16 protein-coding genes, 3 tRNA genes and 2 pseudogenes are annotated in these 14,441 nt (G+C 64.4%); 15 read left to right on the top strand and 6 right to left on the bottom strand.

Annotation, left to right across the window (positions count from 1 at the left end; translation table 11 throughout):
• Positions 1–81 precede the first annotated feature (81 nt).
• The 6 genes and pseudogenes from NDO75_RS01010 to NDO75_RS00985 all read left to right on the top strand — a co-directional run bounded on the left by NDO75_RS01010 (position 82) and on the right by NDO75_RS00985 (position 2,420).
• Positions 82–187 (top strand) — tRNA-Asn (locus NDO75_RS01010).
• A 279-nt stretch (positions 188–466) separates the two neighbouring features.
• Positions 467–933: pseudogene (locus NDO75_RS01005) on the top strand (group I intron-associated PD-(D/E)XK endonuclease).
• A 93-nt stretch (positions 934–1,026) separates the two neighbouring features.
• A complete protein-coding gene (locus tag NDO75_RS01000) occupies positions 1,027–1,611 on the top strand; it encodes a MogA/MoaB family molybdenum cofactor biosynthesis protein (protein WP_310904232.1) in 585 nt (194 codons plus the stop codon).
• A 91-nt stretch (positions 1,612–1,702) separates the two neighbouring features.
• Complete coding sequence (locus NDO75_RS00995) at positions 1,703–1,831, top strand: hypothetical protein (protein WP_310904231.1); 129 nt, start codon at positions 1,703–1,705, stop codon at positions 1,829–1,831.
• Between the two features lie 73 nt (positions 1,832–1,904).
• Positions 1,905–2,011: transfer RNA gene (locus NDO75_RS00990), tRNA-Ile, on the top strand.
• Between the two features lie 168 nt (positions 2,012–2,179).
• Positions 2,180–2,420, top strand: a pseudogene (locus NDO75_RS00985) (hypothetical protein).
• 160 nt (positions 2,421–2,580) lie between these two features.
• On the opposite strand, the gene NDO75_RS00980 reads toward NDO75_RS00985, so the two are convergent.
• Positions 2,581–2,670: transfer RNA gene (locus NDO75_RS00980), tRNA-Gly, on the bottom strand.
• 288 nt (positions 2,671–2,958) lie between these two features.
• On the opposite strand from NDO75_RS00980, the gene NDO75_RS00975 reads away from it, so the two are divergent.
• Complete coding sequence (locus tag NDO75_RS00975; protein ID WP_310905180.1) at positions 2,959–3,105, top strand: hypothetical protein; 147 nt, start codon at positions 2,959–2,961, stop codon at positions 3,103–3,105.
• A 26-nt stretch (positions 3,106–3,131) separates the two neighbouring features.
• A complete protein-coding gene (panB, locus tag NDO75_RS00970) occupies positions 3,132–3,959 on the top strand; it encodes a 3-methyl-2-oxobutanoate hydroxymethyltransferase (RefSeq protein ID WP_310904230.1) in 828 nt (275 codons plus the stop codon).
• A 699-nt stretch (positions 3,960–4,658) separates the two neighbouring features.
• On the opposite strand, the gene NDO75_RS00965 is transcribed toward panB, so the two are convergent.
• Complete coding sequence (locus NDO75_RS00965; protein ID WP_310904228.1) at positions 4,659–4,934, bottom strand: PadR family transcriptional regulator; 276 nt, start codon at positions 4,932–4,934, stop codon at positions 4,659–4,661.
• A 325-nt stretch (positions 4,935–5,259) separates the two neighbouring features.
• A complete protein-coding gene (locus NDO75_RS00960; RefSeq protein ID WP_006087767.1) occupies positions 5,260–5,454 on the bottom strand; it encodes a cold shock domain-containing protein in 195 nt (64 codons plus the stop codon).
• A 452-nt stretch (positions 5,455–5,906) separates the two neighbouring features.
• Here NDO75_RS00960 and NDO75_RS00955 point away from each other — a divergent pair, with 452 nt between their 5' ends.
• From NDO75_RS00955 to NDO75_RS00940, 4 genes are all read left to right on the top strand, one after another.
• Entirely contained in the window at positions 5,907–6,632 is a 726-nt protein-coding gene (locus NDO75_RS00955) for a queuosine precursor transporter (protein ID WP_310904221.1), read from the top strand.
• A gap of 94 nt (positions 6,633–6,726) precedes the next feature.
• Positions 6,727–7,821: an aminopeptidase gene (locus NDO75_RS00950; RefSeq protein WP_310904219.1), complete on the top strand. Its 1,095-nt coding sequence runs from the start codon at positions 6,727–6,729 to the stop codon at positions 7,819–7,821.
• A gap of 322 nt (positions 7,822–8,143) precedes the next feature.
• A complete protein-coding gene (locus NDO75_RS00945; RefSeq protein WP_310905153.1) occupies positions 8,144–8,758 on the top strand; it encodes a DUF309 domain-containing protein in 615 nt (204 codons plus the stop codon).
• A gap of 59 nt (positions 8,759–8,817) precedes the next feature.
• Positions 8,818–9,690, top strand: a complete 873-nt coding sequence (locus NDO75_RS00940; RefSeq protein ID WP_310904218.1) for an LLM class F420-dependent oxidoreductase — start codon at positions 8,818–8,820, stop codon at positions 9,688–9,690.
• Between the two features lie 24 nt (positions 9,691–9,714).
• Here the strand turns inward: NDO75_RS00940 and NDO75_RS00935 are convergent, their stop codons facing one another.
• Positions 9,715–10,686 (bottom strand): aldo/keto reductase, encoded by a 972-nt coding sequence (locus NDO75_RS00935; protein WP_310904216.1) that lies wholly within the window; start codon positions 10,684–10,686, stop codon positions 9,715–9,717.
• Between the two features lie 102 nt (positions 10,687–10,788).
• Positions 10,789–11,562, bottom strand: a complete 774-nt coding sequence (azf, locus tag NDO75_RS00930) for an NAD-dependent glucose-6-phosphate dehydrogenase Azf (RefSeq protein ID WP_310904215.1) — start codon at positions 11,560–11,562, stop codon at positions 10,789–10,791.
• 425 nt (positions 11,563–11,987) lie between these two features.
• Between azf and NDO75_RS00925 the strand changes: the two genes are divergently transcribed.
• On the top strand, positions 11,988–12,347 hold the full coding sequence (locus NDO75_RS00925; RefSeq protein ID WP_310904214.1) for a dihydroneopterin aldolase family protein: 360 nt from the start codon (positions 11,988–11,990) through the stop codon (positions 12,345–12,347).
• Positions 12,348–12,718: 371 nt separating this feature from the next.
• Positions 12,719–13,165 (top strand): DUF5790 family protein, encoded by a 447-nt coding sequence (locus NDO75_RS00920; protein ID WP_310904213.1) that lies wholly within the window; start codon positions 12,719–12,721, stop codon positions 13,163–13,165.
• Between the two features lie 34 nt (positions 13,166–13,199).
• Here NDO75_RS00920 and NDO75_RS00915 read toward each other — a convergent pair whose 3' ends face one another.
• Entirely contained in the window at positions 13,200–13,937 is a 738-nt protein-coding gene (locus tag NDO75_RS00915) for a creatininase family protein (protein WP_310904212.1), read from the bottom strand.
• 140 nt (positions 13,938–14,077) lie between these two features.
• On the opposite strand from NDO75_RS00915, the gene NDO75_RS00910 reads away from it, so the two are divergent.
• Positions 14,078–14,422, top strand: a complete 345-nt coding sequence (locus NDO75_RS00910; RefSeq protein WP_310904211.1) for a hypothetical protein — start codon at positions 14,078–14,080, stop codon at positions 14,420–14,422.
• The last annotated feature ends 19 nt before the right edge of the window (positions 14,423–14,441 follow it).

The following is a 14,441-nucleotide window of genomic DNA, read 5'->3' as shown; positions in this document are numbered from 1 at the left end:
CGAGCCCCGCGTGAAAGGGTATCGAACCGCTGGCAACGAAAACGAAAGCCCTATCAAAACAACCCGGCTATCAGTGGATGAGCCGAAGTAGCTCAGATGGTAGAGCACCTCGCTGTTACGGTGATGCAGGTACTGCCTGCTCGCCGCAGATACGAGGTTGTCCCAGGTTCGAGTCCTGGCTTCGGCGCTGTTTTTCAAACGCTACCTGCGAGGGGAGATAGCTCCGAGCGGATTCGCTGAGGAAAAACAGCGGTACGAGCTAGACTCGAACGTGCGAGTCGCATGTGACCGAACACAATGAGGCTGGCCGTCTCGCTCCTGTTCGAGTCCTCGCTTCCCGCTTTTTCAAACTCATTTCGATTTTCACGGAGACCGTTCTCTTTCGGAGAGAACCAGTAGAGCGGCCCCGAATAACGGCCGTTTCGAGGACCGATAGTTTATATTAGATCAAGCGGCGAAACGGTCTATGTCAGATCGAACCGCGTGCTATGAGGAACTCGAGGAACCACAGAAACGTGGTCAAGCGACGGAGTCTCTCATTCGCTCGGCGTTCGTCCTCCGAGATATCCAGTACTCGTTCCGACGTTCGACAATGAGCCGTACGATCTCGTCGTCGAGATCGACGGGCAGTTCTACCGCGTTCAGTGTAAGACGGCGTACCGGAAGAGTTCGGGGACGGTAGCCTTCGAGACCGTCAGTACGCGACGACGGCGTGATGGCTACGACCGACGAGGGTATGACGGCTGTGCGGAATATTTCGCGGTCTACGATCCAATCAACGATAACCGGTACTTGATTCCTGTATCCGAGGCCGCGACTGGGAAGATGGAAATCAGATTCCGAGCGCCGCGGAACGGGCAACGTGCCGGGATCAACTGGGCCGAGGATTATCTGTTCGACGAACAGCTGACAGCCCTTCTGGGCGGTAGCTGACTTCGCTCGGTGGTCTGCAGTGACGATCGCGGATCGATGGAGTGGTGCGCTCGTTGGGGAGGGATTAACGTCCTCCGGCAGTGACATGGCCGTATGAGCAACGACAGCGACGACCGACGCGGCACCGACCATCACGGCCACGATATCATCGACCCGCTCCACGTCGGGATCGTGACCGTCTCGAGTTCGCGTGCGGGCGACGAAGACCCCGACGACCCGGGCGGGGATACGATTCAGGAGGCGTTCGAGGCCGAAGGCCACGAGGTACACGAGCGACTGCTGGTCCGCGACGATTACTCGGCGATCCGGACCGCCGTCCGCGGCCTGGTCGCGCGCCGCGATATCGACGTAGTGTGTACCACCGGCGGCACGGGCGTCACCGCCGACGACGTCTCCCCTGAGGCGACCGCGTCGCTGTTCGAACGCGAACTCCCCGGCTTCGGCGAACTGTTCCGCTCGCTCTCCTGGGACGAAGTGGGGACGCGAGCGATGGCCTCGCGCGCGACGGCGGGGATCGCCGTCGATACGCCGGTCTTCTGCCTGCCCGGGAGCAAGAGCGCCTGCGAAACCGCCTGCGAGGAACTGATCGTCCCCGAAACGCCCCACCTCGCGGGACTGGCGACGCGCCACCGCGCCGGGACGAACGACCAGACGCTCGCGGACTACCGGGAGGAATAGACGAGTTCGCGCGTCCGCCCCGTACCCCGAGCAAGCAGTCAGTTCGCCTGAACCAGCTTTTATTGAAACAGCTCGCGTGCCTTCGAATGCTATGTGCCACCACTTCGAAACAGCCACCGAACTCGACGCTGAGGAGCGCGAAGAGATACTCGAGTTCCACAGCGAGGACGAACTCGAGGAAGAGCTCGACGAGGAGGACCTCGAGGCGCTGACCGCGTAGCGACCCCGTTCCCTTTCTTGCGAGCGAACCGGACAGCAAGTGTTAATTACCGCGCACGATTTCACCCGATTGAGGGCCCTTAGCTCAGTCTGGTGAGAGCGCTCGGCTCATAACGCGACCTGACTGTGTGAGGTCGTGTGGGATACCGAGTGGTCGATGGTTCGAATCCGTCAGGGCCCATCCGCAACAAACCCGAATCGTGGCCGAATCTTCTTCGGCCGCTAATCGGAGCTTCAACCGCTCGAGACGCGTCTTTTCCGTTTCCGCGAAACCCCCGTCTGAACCTGAACCGAACCGGTCACTGGTTCCGGGTCGTCGCCGTCTTGGGAAATTAGTAGCCGAAACGGGGTGGTCGACGTGACGGTCGCACCGTGGCCGTCGGTCGACAACTCGACGTGCCGACACTGCGGAGCCCACGTCACCGACCGGTTCCGCCGCGTCTTCGGTGACGATGACGACCGCGCCCATCGTTGTGGCGACTGCGACACCTACACGCGACTGAGCCGTGGCTCCGCTGCTGGCGTCGACGTCGCGATCCCCGATCCGGAAACGTCGGCCCGGATGCCACGGAGGTGAGGCCGATGCATAGGGCCGTCCTCGTGCCTGCGAGTCGGCTGTGCGATGTCGAGAACCGGACGCCCATCCAGTCCATCAAGCGACTGACGACGATGTTCGGCAGGCGCTCGAAGACCGAGAAGTTCGCGCCGATGGCGGGAGCGATCACTCCTCGAGCGACATCGCACAGAAAGCGGAAGGGGTGGGATTCGAACGCCACGAGGCAATATTGCCGCCGCAGAACCCGATGGGACTACGGTGCTCTTCCGCTGAGCGACCCTTCCGTACGCAGACCATCGGCGAGATTCCGATTAGTAATCGGCCACCTAGAAGAGTGGAAGGCGGTCTTTTATCCCAATTTGACTGCAACGCCCACGACCGATCATTACAGCCAGACACCGATCATTCATCTTCAGAATCTGAAAACTCTACGCGAAACGATGGGGGTGAGTCGGCATGAGCCGCCTCGTCGACTCCGACGAGTGCGAGCGGTGTAGTGACCGCGTCGACGCGCCTCGTCGACTCTGCCCGGATTGCACGTGCTCGGTTCGCGACGGACGGGAGGAGCCACTATGAGCTCGCGAGCGTCGGAACGCGAGAGTTCGAAAGCCAGCGACGACGTCCTCGAGGCCGAGACCGTCCAGACCGTCGATGCGGTCGAGTTCGTCGAGCGGATCGATACGCAATTCCCATCTATGGTTGGGTCTCCGTCAATTTGAACTGATCTCGGCACGCGGCAGGTACTATGGCCCGAACGTCGATTCCGGATCTCCACGAGAAGTATCGCGACGGGGAGCCGCTGACGATGCTGACCGCATACGACGCGCCGATCGCTCGTCAGGTCGATCGCGGTGGTGTCGATATGATTCTGGTCGGAGATACCGCCGGCGACAATCACCTCGGGTACGAGGATACGATTCCGGTCACGATGGAGGAGGCGGTGTCGAATACGGCGGCAGTCGACCGTGCCGTCGAAGATGCGATGGTCATCGGCGACATGCCGTTCGGCAGCTACGGTCAGTCGATGGAAACCGCCGTGGACAACGCCGTTCGGTTCATGAAGGAAGCGGGTGCCGACGCGGTCAAACTCGAGACGGCACCGCACGGTGAGACGACGATCGAGATCATCGACCGGCTGACCGAACTCGGGATTCCCGTTCAGGGTCACATCGGGCTGACGCCACAGCGGATGAACCAGATCGGTGGTGGGTATATTCAGGGCCGAAATCACTCGAGTTCGGCCGCCGTAGACGCGCTCGTCGAAACCGCCGAGCGACTGGAGGAAGCCGGCGTGTTCGCGGTCGTTCTGGAGACCGTGACGGAAGAAACCGGGAAAGCTGTTACCGAAGCGGTCGACGTTCCCACCATCGGCATCGGTGCCGGGCGATACGTCGACGGGCAGGTGCTCGTGATCACCGACATGCTGGGGCTCGGCGGCGAATCGTTTGCGCTCTCGAAACAGTACGCGGATCTCGACTCGGAGATACGAAACGCCGTCGAGACGTACGTTACCGAGGTCGAAGCGGGAGCGTTCCCGGCGGAGGAGAACGTCTACGACTCGTTCGAGGAGTGAGCCGGTACACCGCCGAGTCTCGTTCCACCTCACGCTTTTCGGAGTGATTCCCTCTCGGAAGTCGGGAGAGCTACGCGGTGGCGCGGCTTCGAGACCGACAATGAGCGGCCGGTCCGAACGTCCCTCGTGAGGACCGGACCGAGCGCCGATGGGAGCCGGTGCTCGAGCGTCACGTGGCCGCCTCGGCAAAAATATGTGATTGCTGGCTGGATCAGAGCGGGAGCGACCACGAATGGTCGCAGTCCGGACACACGAAGTCCGTTATCGCCTCACCGTCGGCGGCGTACGTCTCGAGCCGCTCTCCCAGCCCATCATCACAGTTGGGGCATCGAGCCAACATCCGGCAAGTAGGTGATAGCGGACCACGACGGATCAGTCCGCGCCCCCGGTGTGTTGGATACCTTCCGCCGGGCTCGGTAGTCGAGCGCGTGCGGTTCGAGCGACTACTGCCGGCGTTCATCGCAACAGAAACGAGACGCTTCCCTCGAGCGGTCGGGAAGGGGAGGGCAGCTCGAGAGGGGGCCACGAGTCGGACACCGATTGCGCTGGGAAAACGGGGCCGCAGCCAGTGTCGTCGTTCTCGCCCACGGAACGAGCGGCCCGAATTTGTGACGGTCACCGCGTCGACGGTCGCAGTCCCGGTTTGGCGTCTGCGAGGCTCGAAGGGGTGGCTGACGTTCAGGACCAGAGGCCGCTGGACTAGCCGTCGATATACTGTTGTTCCCACTGCCGTCGTTCTTCGATAGCCTGTCGACCGCTCTCACTGATCTCGTAGTAGTTCGTTCGGCGGTCGAGCTCCCCCTTTTCGACGAGTTCCTTATTGACGAGGGTATCGAGGTTGGGATACAGCCGGCCGTGATTGATCTCGCTGTCGTAGTACGTCTCGACTTCGTCTTTCACGTCCTGGCCGGACGGCTGATCGGCCCCTGCGATCACGTACAGAAGGTCTCGTTGAAACCCTGTCAGATCGTCCATTGTTGTATTCAGGCGGACGAACGGGAACACGACTATTTGTTATCGATTTCGTATCAACCGTTTCTCGGACGTTCAGTCGTACTAACTGAGCCGCCACCGCCGCTGTCTCTCGTTTCGCACAGTAAGAACAGCTTACAATCGGCGGCTCACCAGCCATTCACCCGGATTTTCACGACGGAAGCGTAGCTATTGCTGCGCTGATACGAGCCGATCCGTAGAACAGTACACATCGCGTGCTCGCGTGACCACTGGCCGTTGCTCGTGACGTAGCGTCCGAAGAATGATAGTCGAATGTGAAACCCGTTACCGAACGCAAAAAGCCGTGTTACAGGCGGGTGACGTTGGTGGCGCGGGGGCCCTTGGGGGCCTGTTCGATATCGAATTCGATGTCTGTGCCTTCTTCGAGGTCCGGACCGCCAACGTCTTCCATGTGGAAGAAAACGTCATCGTCCGCGTCGTCCGTCGAAATGAAACCGTAGCCGCCAGTGTCGTTGAAGAAATCAACGTTTCCTTTCGCCATTGCAATTCGTACGAGACCACCGATACGTATAACAGTTATGTTATGGCTCGTATATCGAAACAAAATAATTTGCGGCAGAAAGACGACGAACAGCGTTCGAAAGCCAGAGTCGCAACAGATTCAGTTTTTCTACTTTGGAGAGAAGTAGTCGTTTCAGAGGCTGCTTCGTTGCCCCCTCGAGGCGGCACAAAAGCGGCATCGAGGCGAGTGAAGACGAAGGCACTGTAGACAGCAACGAGCGAAGGGCGGGCGCTGTCGACAGTTTCGGTAGGATCGTTATCGACCGATCGTCCAGAAGGGGGTACCGAGCCGTCGACGGTCGCCTCGGTCACAGCAGGGAGTGAAAGGGGGCACTCACGGCCGATCGACGCGCCGGTAATCTGGGCAGGCAGCGACTCACGGATCGTCCCTGAATGACACCGTTTAGGTGGATCCGATGGGTACGCGGCGCTATGACCGAACCACGGACGCAGGGCGTGCCGACGGTCGCGCAGGTGGCCCTGATCGGCCTCTTCGTCGCGGCGCTCGTAACCGCCCAGCTGACCGCATCGAAGGTACTGGCGTTCGGATTGCCGTTCGCGCTGCCGGTCGCGGGCGCGCAACTCGCGCTGCCGGGAGCGGCGTTCGCGTACGCGCTCACCTTCCTCGCGAGCGACTGCTACACCGAACTCTACGGCCGCCGAGCGGCCCAGATCGTCGTCAACGTGGGATTCGTGCTGAACTTCGTCGTCCTCGCGCTCGTCTGGTCGACGATCGCCGCCCCGGCGGCCGACTCGAGCGTCGATCCCGAGGCGTTCGCGACGGCGCTGGGCGCGTCGACGAACGTGGTCGTCGGGAGTCTGCTAGCCTACATCGTCAGTCAGAACTGGGACGTGATCGTCTTCCACCGGATTCGCGAACGGACCGGCCGCGAGAAGCTCTGGCTGCGCAACATCGCGTCGACGGCGAGCAGTCAGGCGATCGACACCGTCATCTTCGTCGCGGTCGCGTTCGCCATCGCACCCGCCGTGCTGGGCGTCGGCGTCGTCCTCCCGGCCAACGTCATCCTCTCGCTGATCGTCGGCCAGTATCTGCTGAAACTCGCGATCGCCGTCCTCGACACGCCGATCGTCTACGCAATCGTCGCGCTCGTGCGCTCCCGCGAGGATCTCGCCTCCGACGACGTTCACGCCGCCTGAATTTCCGTCTCGAGTCACAGCCTGCCGGCTGTCCGCGGCGTGTCGCGCTCCGCGAAACAGGGAGCGTTTAGGTGCCCGCTCGAGAGGAACGCGTATGGACGAACGCGTACGCGAACACGCCACGGTGCTGGTCGACTGGAGCGCCCGTATCGAAGCGGGCGACGACGTCGTCGTCTCGGTCGGCCCGGACGCCCACGAGTTGGGGGTGGCAGTCGCCGAGCAACTCGGCGAGCGGGGGGCGAATCTGCTCGCAACCTACAGTTCGGGTGAGATCACGCGGGCGTATCTCCAGGCCCACGACGGCGATTTCGACGAAAATCCGGCTCACGAACTCGCGCTGCTCGAGAACGCCGACGTCTACCTCTCGCTGGGCGGCGGCCGGAACACGAGCGCGACGGCCGACATCTCCGGCGAGCGGCGACGGGCGTACAACGAGGCCAGGACCGAACTCCGCGAGACCCGGCTGGGGACCCGCTGGGTCTCGACGGTTCACCCGACGCGGTCGCTCGCCCAGCAGGCGAACATGGCCTACGAGGAGTACCAGGAGTTCGCCTACGGCGCGATCCTGCGCGACTGGGAGTCGCTGGCCGAGGAGATGGCCCAGCTGAAGGATCTGCTCGACGACGGCGACGAGGTCCGACTCGTCTCGAAGGGCACAGACCTCACGATGCAGATCGACGGCCGCTCGGCGGTCAACAGCGCCGCTTCGGTCGCCTACGACTCCCACAACTTGCCAAGTGGCGAGGTCTTCACCGCCCCGTACGCGACCGAGGGCGAGGTGACCTTCGACGTGCCGATGACGATCCGTGGCGAGTCCGTCCGCGACGTCAGCCTCGAGTTCGAGGGCGGCGAGGTCGTCGACTTCGACGCCGAGCAGGGCGCGGACGTGATCGAGGACGTACTCGAGACCGACGACGGCGCGCGACGACTGGGCGAACTCGGCATCGGGATGAACCGCGGCATCGACCGCTACACGGACAACATCCTGTTCGACGAGAAGATGGGCGACACCGTCCATCTCGCGCTCGGCCGGGCCTACGACGCCTGTCTGCCCGACGGCGAGACGGGCAACGAGTCGGCCGTCCACGTCGATCTCATCACCGACGTGAGCGAGGACTCCCGTCTCGAGATCGACGGCGAAGTCGTCCAGCGAAACGGCGTCTTCCGATTCGAGGACGACGAAATCTGAGTGATGCGAGATCGGGCCGTAGGCACCGATTACGGTCGCGAAAGCCGACTCGGAGCACGGAAGCCGCGCCATACTAATACGGATACAGCCCCTCACTTCGGGTACCGCCTCACCGGTGGCGGCAAATTACCGGTATCGGGGTCTCGTATCCCCTACGACCCGTCCACAGTTGTCTGCCCCGCCCTGCCGGAGGCGGTAGCTCCGCCGTCGGGTCCGGGACGGCGTCGCGTACTCCCGACGCGACCTCGTCGCCGCGCCCGACGGGATATCCGGCGGTCACCGTTTTCGTCATGTTCTCGAGTCTCGAGCCCCAACGATGGCTATGCGCGATCGGCTTCGGGCGGGCGCAGCCGTCTTCAACGACGGCTACTACCACGCCGCCCACGACGCCTGGGAGGACCGCTGGCTCGAGCTCGCGTCCGACAGCGACGACGAGCGGCTGCTTCACGGGCTCATCCAGTACACCGCTGCCGTCTATCACGCCCGCGAGCGCAACTGGGAGGGGGCCGTCGGGCTCGCCGAGAGCGGCGGGGAGTACCTCGCAGGGCTGCCCGCCGACTACCGCGGCCTTCGGCTCGAGCCGGTCCGGTCGTTTCTCGCCCGACTCGCAGCCGATCCCGAGGTCGTCGAGCGGCGGCAACCGGTTCGGATCGAACACGAGGGCACTGCGCCGACGCTCGCGGACATCGGATTCGAGCCGACCGCGGTCGCGGCGGTCGTCCTCGCCGAGGAGTTCGGCTACGACGAGGAGCCGATCGAACGAGCGCGGACGTACGCACGACGGGATCTCGAGGCCGGCGAGGACGACAGCCGGTTCATCACGCTGCTGTTCGATTTCGTCCGCGAAGACGACCACCGCGGGATCATCGTGCAGCGGCTGACGGACCACGTCAGTCGGCGGCGGGCCCGCGAGGAGGACGTAGAAGGACTGTTCTGAGACGGCTCACCGGTTCTCCGAACCAGAGCTTCAAGTCCGATCCGCTCGAACGCGGGGGTATGGAAATCGGTACCGTGCTCCCGCAACTCGAGATCGGACACGACCCGGAGACGCTCGCCGACTACGCACAGCGAGTCGACGACTCCGGGTACGAACACGTCGTCGCGTACGATCACGTCCTCGGCGTGAACCCAGACCGCGAGGGGTGGGACGGCCCCTACGATTACGAGAGCACGTTCCACGAGCCGCTGACGACGTACTCCTATCTTGCGGGCCAGACCGACGAGCTGGCGTTCATGACCGGCATTCTCGTCCTGCCGCAGCGCCAGACCGCGCTCGTCGCGAAGCAGGCCGCACAGGTCGACCGCTTTACCGACGGCCGGTTCCGCCTGGGCGTCGGCGTCGGCTGGAACGAACCCGAGTACGTCGCGCTGGGCGAAGACTTTTCGAAACGCGGTCGGCGCATCGAGGAACAGGTCGAGGTGCTCCGGAACCTGTGGACCGACGAACTCGTGGAGTTCGAGGGCGAGTTCCACGAGATCCCCGACGCCGGCATCCGGCCGCTGCCGGTCCAGCAGCCGATCCCCCTCTGGATGGGTGGGATGGCCGAGCCGGTCAAGCGCCGGGTCGCCCGCCTCGCGGATGGCTGGTTACCCCAGTTCCAGCCGGGCGAGGAGGCAGAAGAACACCTCTCGGACCTCGCCGAGTACGCCGAAGAAGCCGGTCGCGACCCCGACGAGATCGGCCTCGGCGGCCGGATGTACGCCGTCCCCGACGAGGAGGACGACTGGATCGACCGCGCCCAGGCCTGGCGCGACCTCGGCGCGGACTACCTCTCGATCACGACGATGTATCAGGGACTCGAGGGCGAAGAACACACAGCGCACCTCGAGCACGTCGCCGAGGTCTTGCGCGAAACCGATCTGCTGTAGGGGCGCCGGCTGCGGCGGGAGAGCTTACTCGTGACCCGCGACCGGCAGCGGCTCGTAGGGCTCCTCGAGGTACTCCAGTTCCGAATCGGAGAGGTCGATCTCGAGCGCCTCCACGGCGTCCTCTAAGTGTTCGACGCTGGTCGTGCCGACGATGGGCGCGTCGACCCAGTCCTTGTGGAGCAGCCAGGCGAGTGAGATCTGGGCCATCGAAACGCCCTTGTCGTTCGCGACCTCCTGAATCCGCTCGTTGATCGCCTCGCCGCCGCCCTGGAGGTAGGACATCTGCTCGAGGTACTGGTCGGTCTGGCCGCGCGTGGTCGACTCGATCTCCTCGTGGGGCCGGGCCGCGACGCCGCGGGCCAGCGGCGACCACGGGATGACGCCGACGTCTTCCTTCTCACAAAGCGGTAACATCTCGCGCTCCTCCTCGCGGTAGAGGACGTTGTAGTGGTTTTGCATCGTTGCGAAGCGCTCGAGCCCCAGCGAGTCGCTGGTCTGCAAGGCCTCGGCGAACTGGTGGGCCCACATCGAGGAGGTGCCGATGTAGCGGACCTGGCCGCGCCGGACCGCGTCGTCGAGCGCTCGCAGGGTCTCGTCGACCGGCGTCTCGTAGTCCCAGCGGTGGGTCTGGTAGAGGTCGATCGTGTCCATTCCCAGCCGATCGAGACTGGCCGCGAGCTCCTGCTCGATGGCCTTCCGCGAGAGTCCGCTCGCGTTCGGATTGTCGGGGTCCATCTCGGCGAAGACCTTCGTCGCGACGACCTGTGAGTCGCGGTCGTACCCCTCGAGTGCGTCGCCCAGAATTTCCTCTGACTCGCCCGTGGAGTAGACGTTCGCGGTATCGAAGAAGTTGATCCCGAGATCGATCGCGCGGTCGATGAGTTCCCGACTCTCGTCGGGGTCGAGCATCCATTCTCGTCCCGTGCCGAAGCTCATACAGCCGAGACAGATGCGGCTGACCGTCATCCCAGTGTTACCGAGCGTGGTGTACTCCATGGGGGCAGGTGCCACTCCGAGCGACAAAAGGACGCGGCTCGTCGGAATCGGTTGCCGGCTCTCGAGAGAGGGAGCGGCGGATATCGGGCGACAGCAGCGCGCTCAGACGTCAGGTTCGACGACCCGTTCCTCGCCGTCGTAGTTCGCGGAGTTGTCCTGCGGGTCGTAGCCCAGCACGTCGCGGGCGCGCTCTATCGAGTAGTACTTGCGGTCGTTGTCGGAGATGCCGTAGACGATCTCGTACTCGTAGTCGGCGCGGATACAGCGGTCGAACAGGTGTGCACAGTCCCGATAGGAGAGCCACATTGCCTGGCCGCGCTCGTAGTCGATTGGCGGGTGGCCCTGCGTGAGATTCCCGATGCGGACGCAGACGACCGAGAGGTCGTGCTCGTCGTGATAGTACCGTCCCAAGGTCTCGCCGGCGGCCTTCGAGACGCCGTAGAGGTTGCTCGGCCGGGGGAGTTCGGTCCCGTCGAGCCGGTACTCGTCGTGCGTGCGGTACATATCGGGCGTGCGCTCGTCGGTCTCGTAGTTGCCGACGGCGTGGTTCGACGAGGCGAAAACGACTTTCTCGACGCCGGCGTCGACGGCGGCTTCGAAGACCGTCTGCGTGCCGTCGATGTTGTTGGTCAGGACGCTGTTCCACGGCGCTTCCGGTCGCGGGTCGCCCGCGAGGTGGACCACGACGTCGATACCCGCCATCGCCTCGCGGACGGCCTCGACGTCGGTAATGTCCGCGACGACGAACTCGCCCGGTTGCTCCTCCGTCGGCGGATCGCGGTCCAGCAACCGCCACTCGTGGTCGTCCGCGAGGCCGTCGAGGATGGCCTCTCCGACCCGCCCCGCAGCCCCCGTGAGCAGGACTGACTGTGCCATTCGTTCGGTGTGAAGACCAGCGCCGATAAGTACCATGCGGTCTCGCCCGGAGCGAGGTCAGTGGTGGCACGCGGCTCTCGGAGAGGGACGACACCTCACGGCTCGTTGCCGATTGCCGGGCCACACGCGGTGGCGCGCGCTGTCGGCAGTCCGAACGCGAGTGAGGGGTACCGATGATCCCGTGCGAGGTCTTCGTGAACGGAGTGAACGAAGGCTTGTCAGAGCTCGCTCTGACAGTGGATGAGTGAGCGCCGAACGGCGCGAACGAATCGGCTGGGGAGGGCGTGGCGATTCCCTGTGTCTACGATAGCAGAGAGCCCACCCGGTTCACTACGACGACGGATTACTGCCCGAGACGGGAACGAGATCTCCGCCGGCTCCCTCTCATCGCAATCGCCTTCCCGCCCGCCCGAGACCACCCACGCATGCCGACAGACGAAACGCCAACCGATGCCGAAAACGCCTGCTTCGAGGCCGGCATCAAGTTCGGCTCGCTCTACCACCAGTTCGCCGGCACGCCGCTCTCGCCCGACAGCGCCGCGAGCCTCGAGACCGCTATGGAGGAATCGATCGAGAACCAGCCCCACTGTACGGACGTCACCGTCGAGGTCCAACGCGACGCCCTCGAGGCCGAACTCACCGAGTCGACGGCCGACTACACCGAGCTAACGGGCCGGTTCCTCGAGGTCGAAATCGTCGTCGACTACGAGGGCTGCGAGGTCGTCACCAGCATGGAAATGGTGGACGGCTATCCGCTGATGCGCCTCGAGTCGGTCCGGGAGTGACGGCGCGACGACGAGCCGCTCGGAGGCGGGCCGCTATCGGATCGCCCGCCGACGAGTAGTGTCTGTGCGCCGCTCGACGGCTGATAAAGCGGTGAACAGAAACTGCGAGTACCCCTACCCGCTGTTCACCGACCTATGCGGCGAGTGGGAAGGGTGCGGAATATGCTTTGTGGTCCCGGTAATCGGGTTCGGTCGAAACGCTCACCGCGTCGGACCGGGAGACGCCGTCGGTCGCGGTCGGCGACGGTCGCAGTCGGAGGACCTCCCTTTCGGAATCCGTTCGGCGTTCGACCGATATCGAGCCGCTTCCGACGGGTTTCACTTTCACTTTCGGGCGATCTTTTAACCCCGGTGCCCGCAAAGGCGATGACATGAGCCAAGCCACGTTCGGCGACGACGACGAACTGTTCGGGGAAGCGGCCAACGAGATGCGCGAGGACGTCGAGGCCTCGCTCGCGGACGCCTGGGCGGCGCTGCCGGGCGCCGACGACGTCTGGGATGCCGACGCCGACAACGTGTTGGGCGTCCTCAACGGTCTCAACTCCGCGCTGGACGCCGGCGACGCGGAGGACCACCTCCGCGACGCCAAGAAGTGGTTCACTATGGGCCAGCGCGCCGACGCCTTCGACGACGCCGACGACTTAGAGGAGGAGATCGCCGACCTCGAGGACGCGATCACCGACATCTCAGAGGCGGGCGAGCAGGTGAGCGAACTCACGTCGACGATCCCGGCGCTTCGCGGCACGCTCGAAGGTGCCGGGCCAGCGGACGCGGATGATACCGACGACGCCACGGACGACGAAGAAGACGAGGAATGAGCAACACCGGCCGCGCAGGCCGTACCGCTCGAGCTTAGCGACGCTCGGGCCGCGACACGTCCCGCTCCGCGACCGTCTCGAGCAGTCGCACCAGCGCGTCGGCCGCTAGCTCGAGCAGTTCCGCCCCCCGCTCGGCGTCGCCGTCGCTCGGATCGCCGACGACTCCGTTTTCCGTGAACTCCGCCGCGTCGTAAGCCAGGTTGACGTAGCTCGTCCAGTCGCCCCAGCCGTCGGCCGCACCCGCGCGGGCATCGTCGATCCGCTCCTCGCGGACGAGGTCGGGTGTGCAGTGGCGCAGGAGCGCCGTCTCGAGCGGGCCGCCGTGGCCCATGTCGGCGGTGTGCTCGCCGACGCCCTCGAACCAGGTGAACGGGACGACGTAGGCGTCGCCGTCTCGGGTGAGGCGGCCGCCGACTTCTCGCAGCGCGTCGACGTTGCCGCCGTGGCCGTTGACGACGACGACGCGATCGAAGCCGTGGTGTGCGAGACTCTCGACGGCCTCGCCGACGTAGTCCCGGAACGTGTTCTCCGAGACCCACATGGTTCCGGGAAACTGGCGGTGTTCCTCGGCGATCCCGACCGGAATCGCCGGCGCGCGCACGACCTCGCGATCGATGCGCTCGATCCCGGCGTCGGCGACCGCCTCGGCGGTCAGAACGTCCGTCCCGAGGGGCGCGTGGGGGCCGTGCTGTTCCGTACTCCCGACGGGGACGACCGCGAGGTCCGTCTCGAGGTCGCGCACGTCGGTCCACGTCGCGTCGGAGAGATCCATGCGAGAGTATGCCGACCGCGCGGGCATGAAACCCGCGGTAGCCGCCGTCGGACCGACTCGACGGCTCTCGGACCGCCGGTCCGCCACCTCGTGGCGAGCGCAGGGCGAACCCGTTTGTGCACCGTCACGAAGACTCGAGTATGCCAGACGACAGTCGCGAACAGGGCGTCGAACTCGGCGACCTGCAAGACGACCTCGAGAGCGAGGAGTATCCGATCGGCCACGACGAGTTGCTCGAACAATACGGCGACGAGGAGATCGAGATGAGCGGCGAGACGACGACGCTCGAGGGCATCATCGGCCCGCTGGGGGAAGACGAGTATCAGGACTACGGCGAACTCGAGGGGGCGATCATGACGATGGTGAGCGACGAGGCCATCGGGCGGAAGAACTACAGCGACCGCACGCCGCCCGCAGCGGGCGAAAACAGACAGGACGAGGGCGCGCCGGATCAGGACGACCAGCGCGAGCAGGAATCGTTCTGAGCGGAACGAACAGACGCCG

It is taken from the genome of Natrinema sp. 1APR25-10V2 (assembly GCF_031626495.1).
Lineage (GTDB): Archaea > Halobacteriota > Halobacteria > Halobacteriales > Natrialbaceae > Natrinema.
This window is presented reverse-complemented; position numbering and strand designations above follow the sequence as displayed.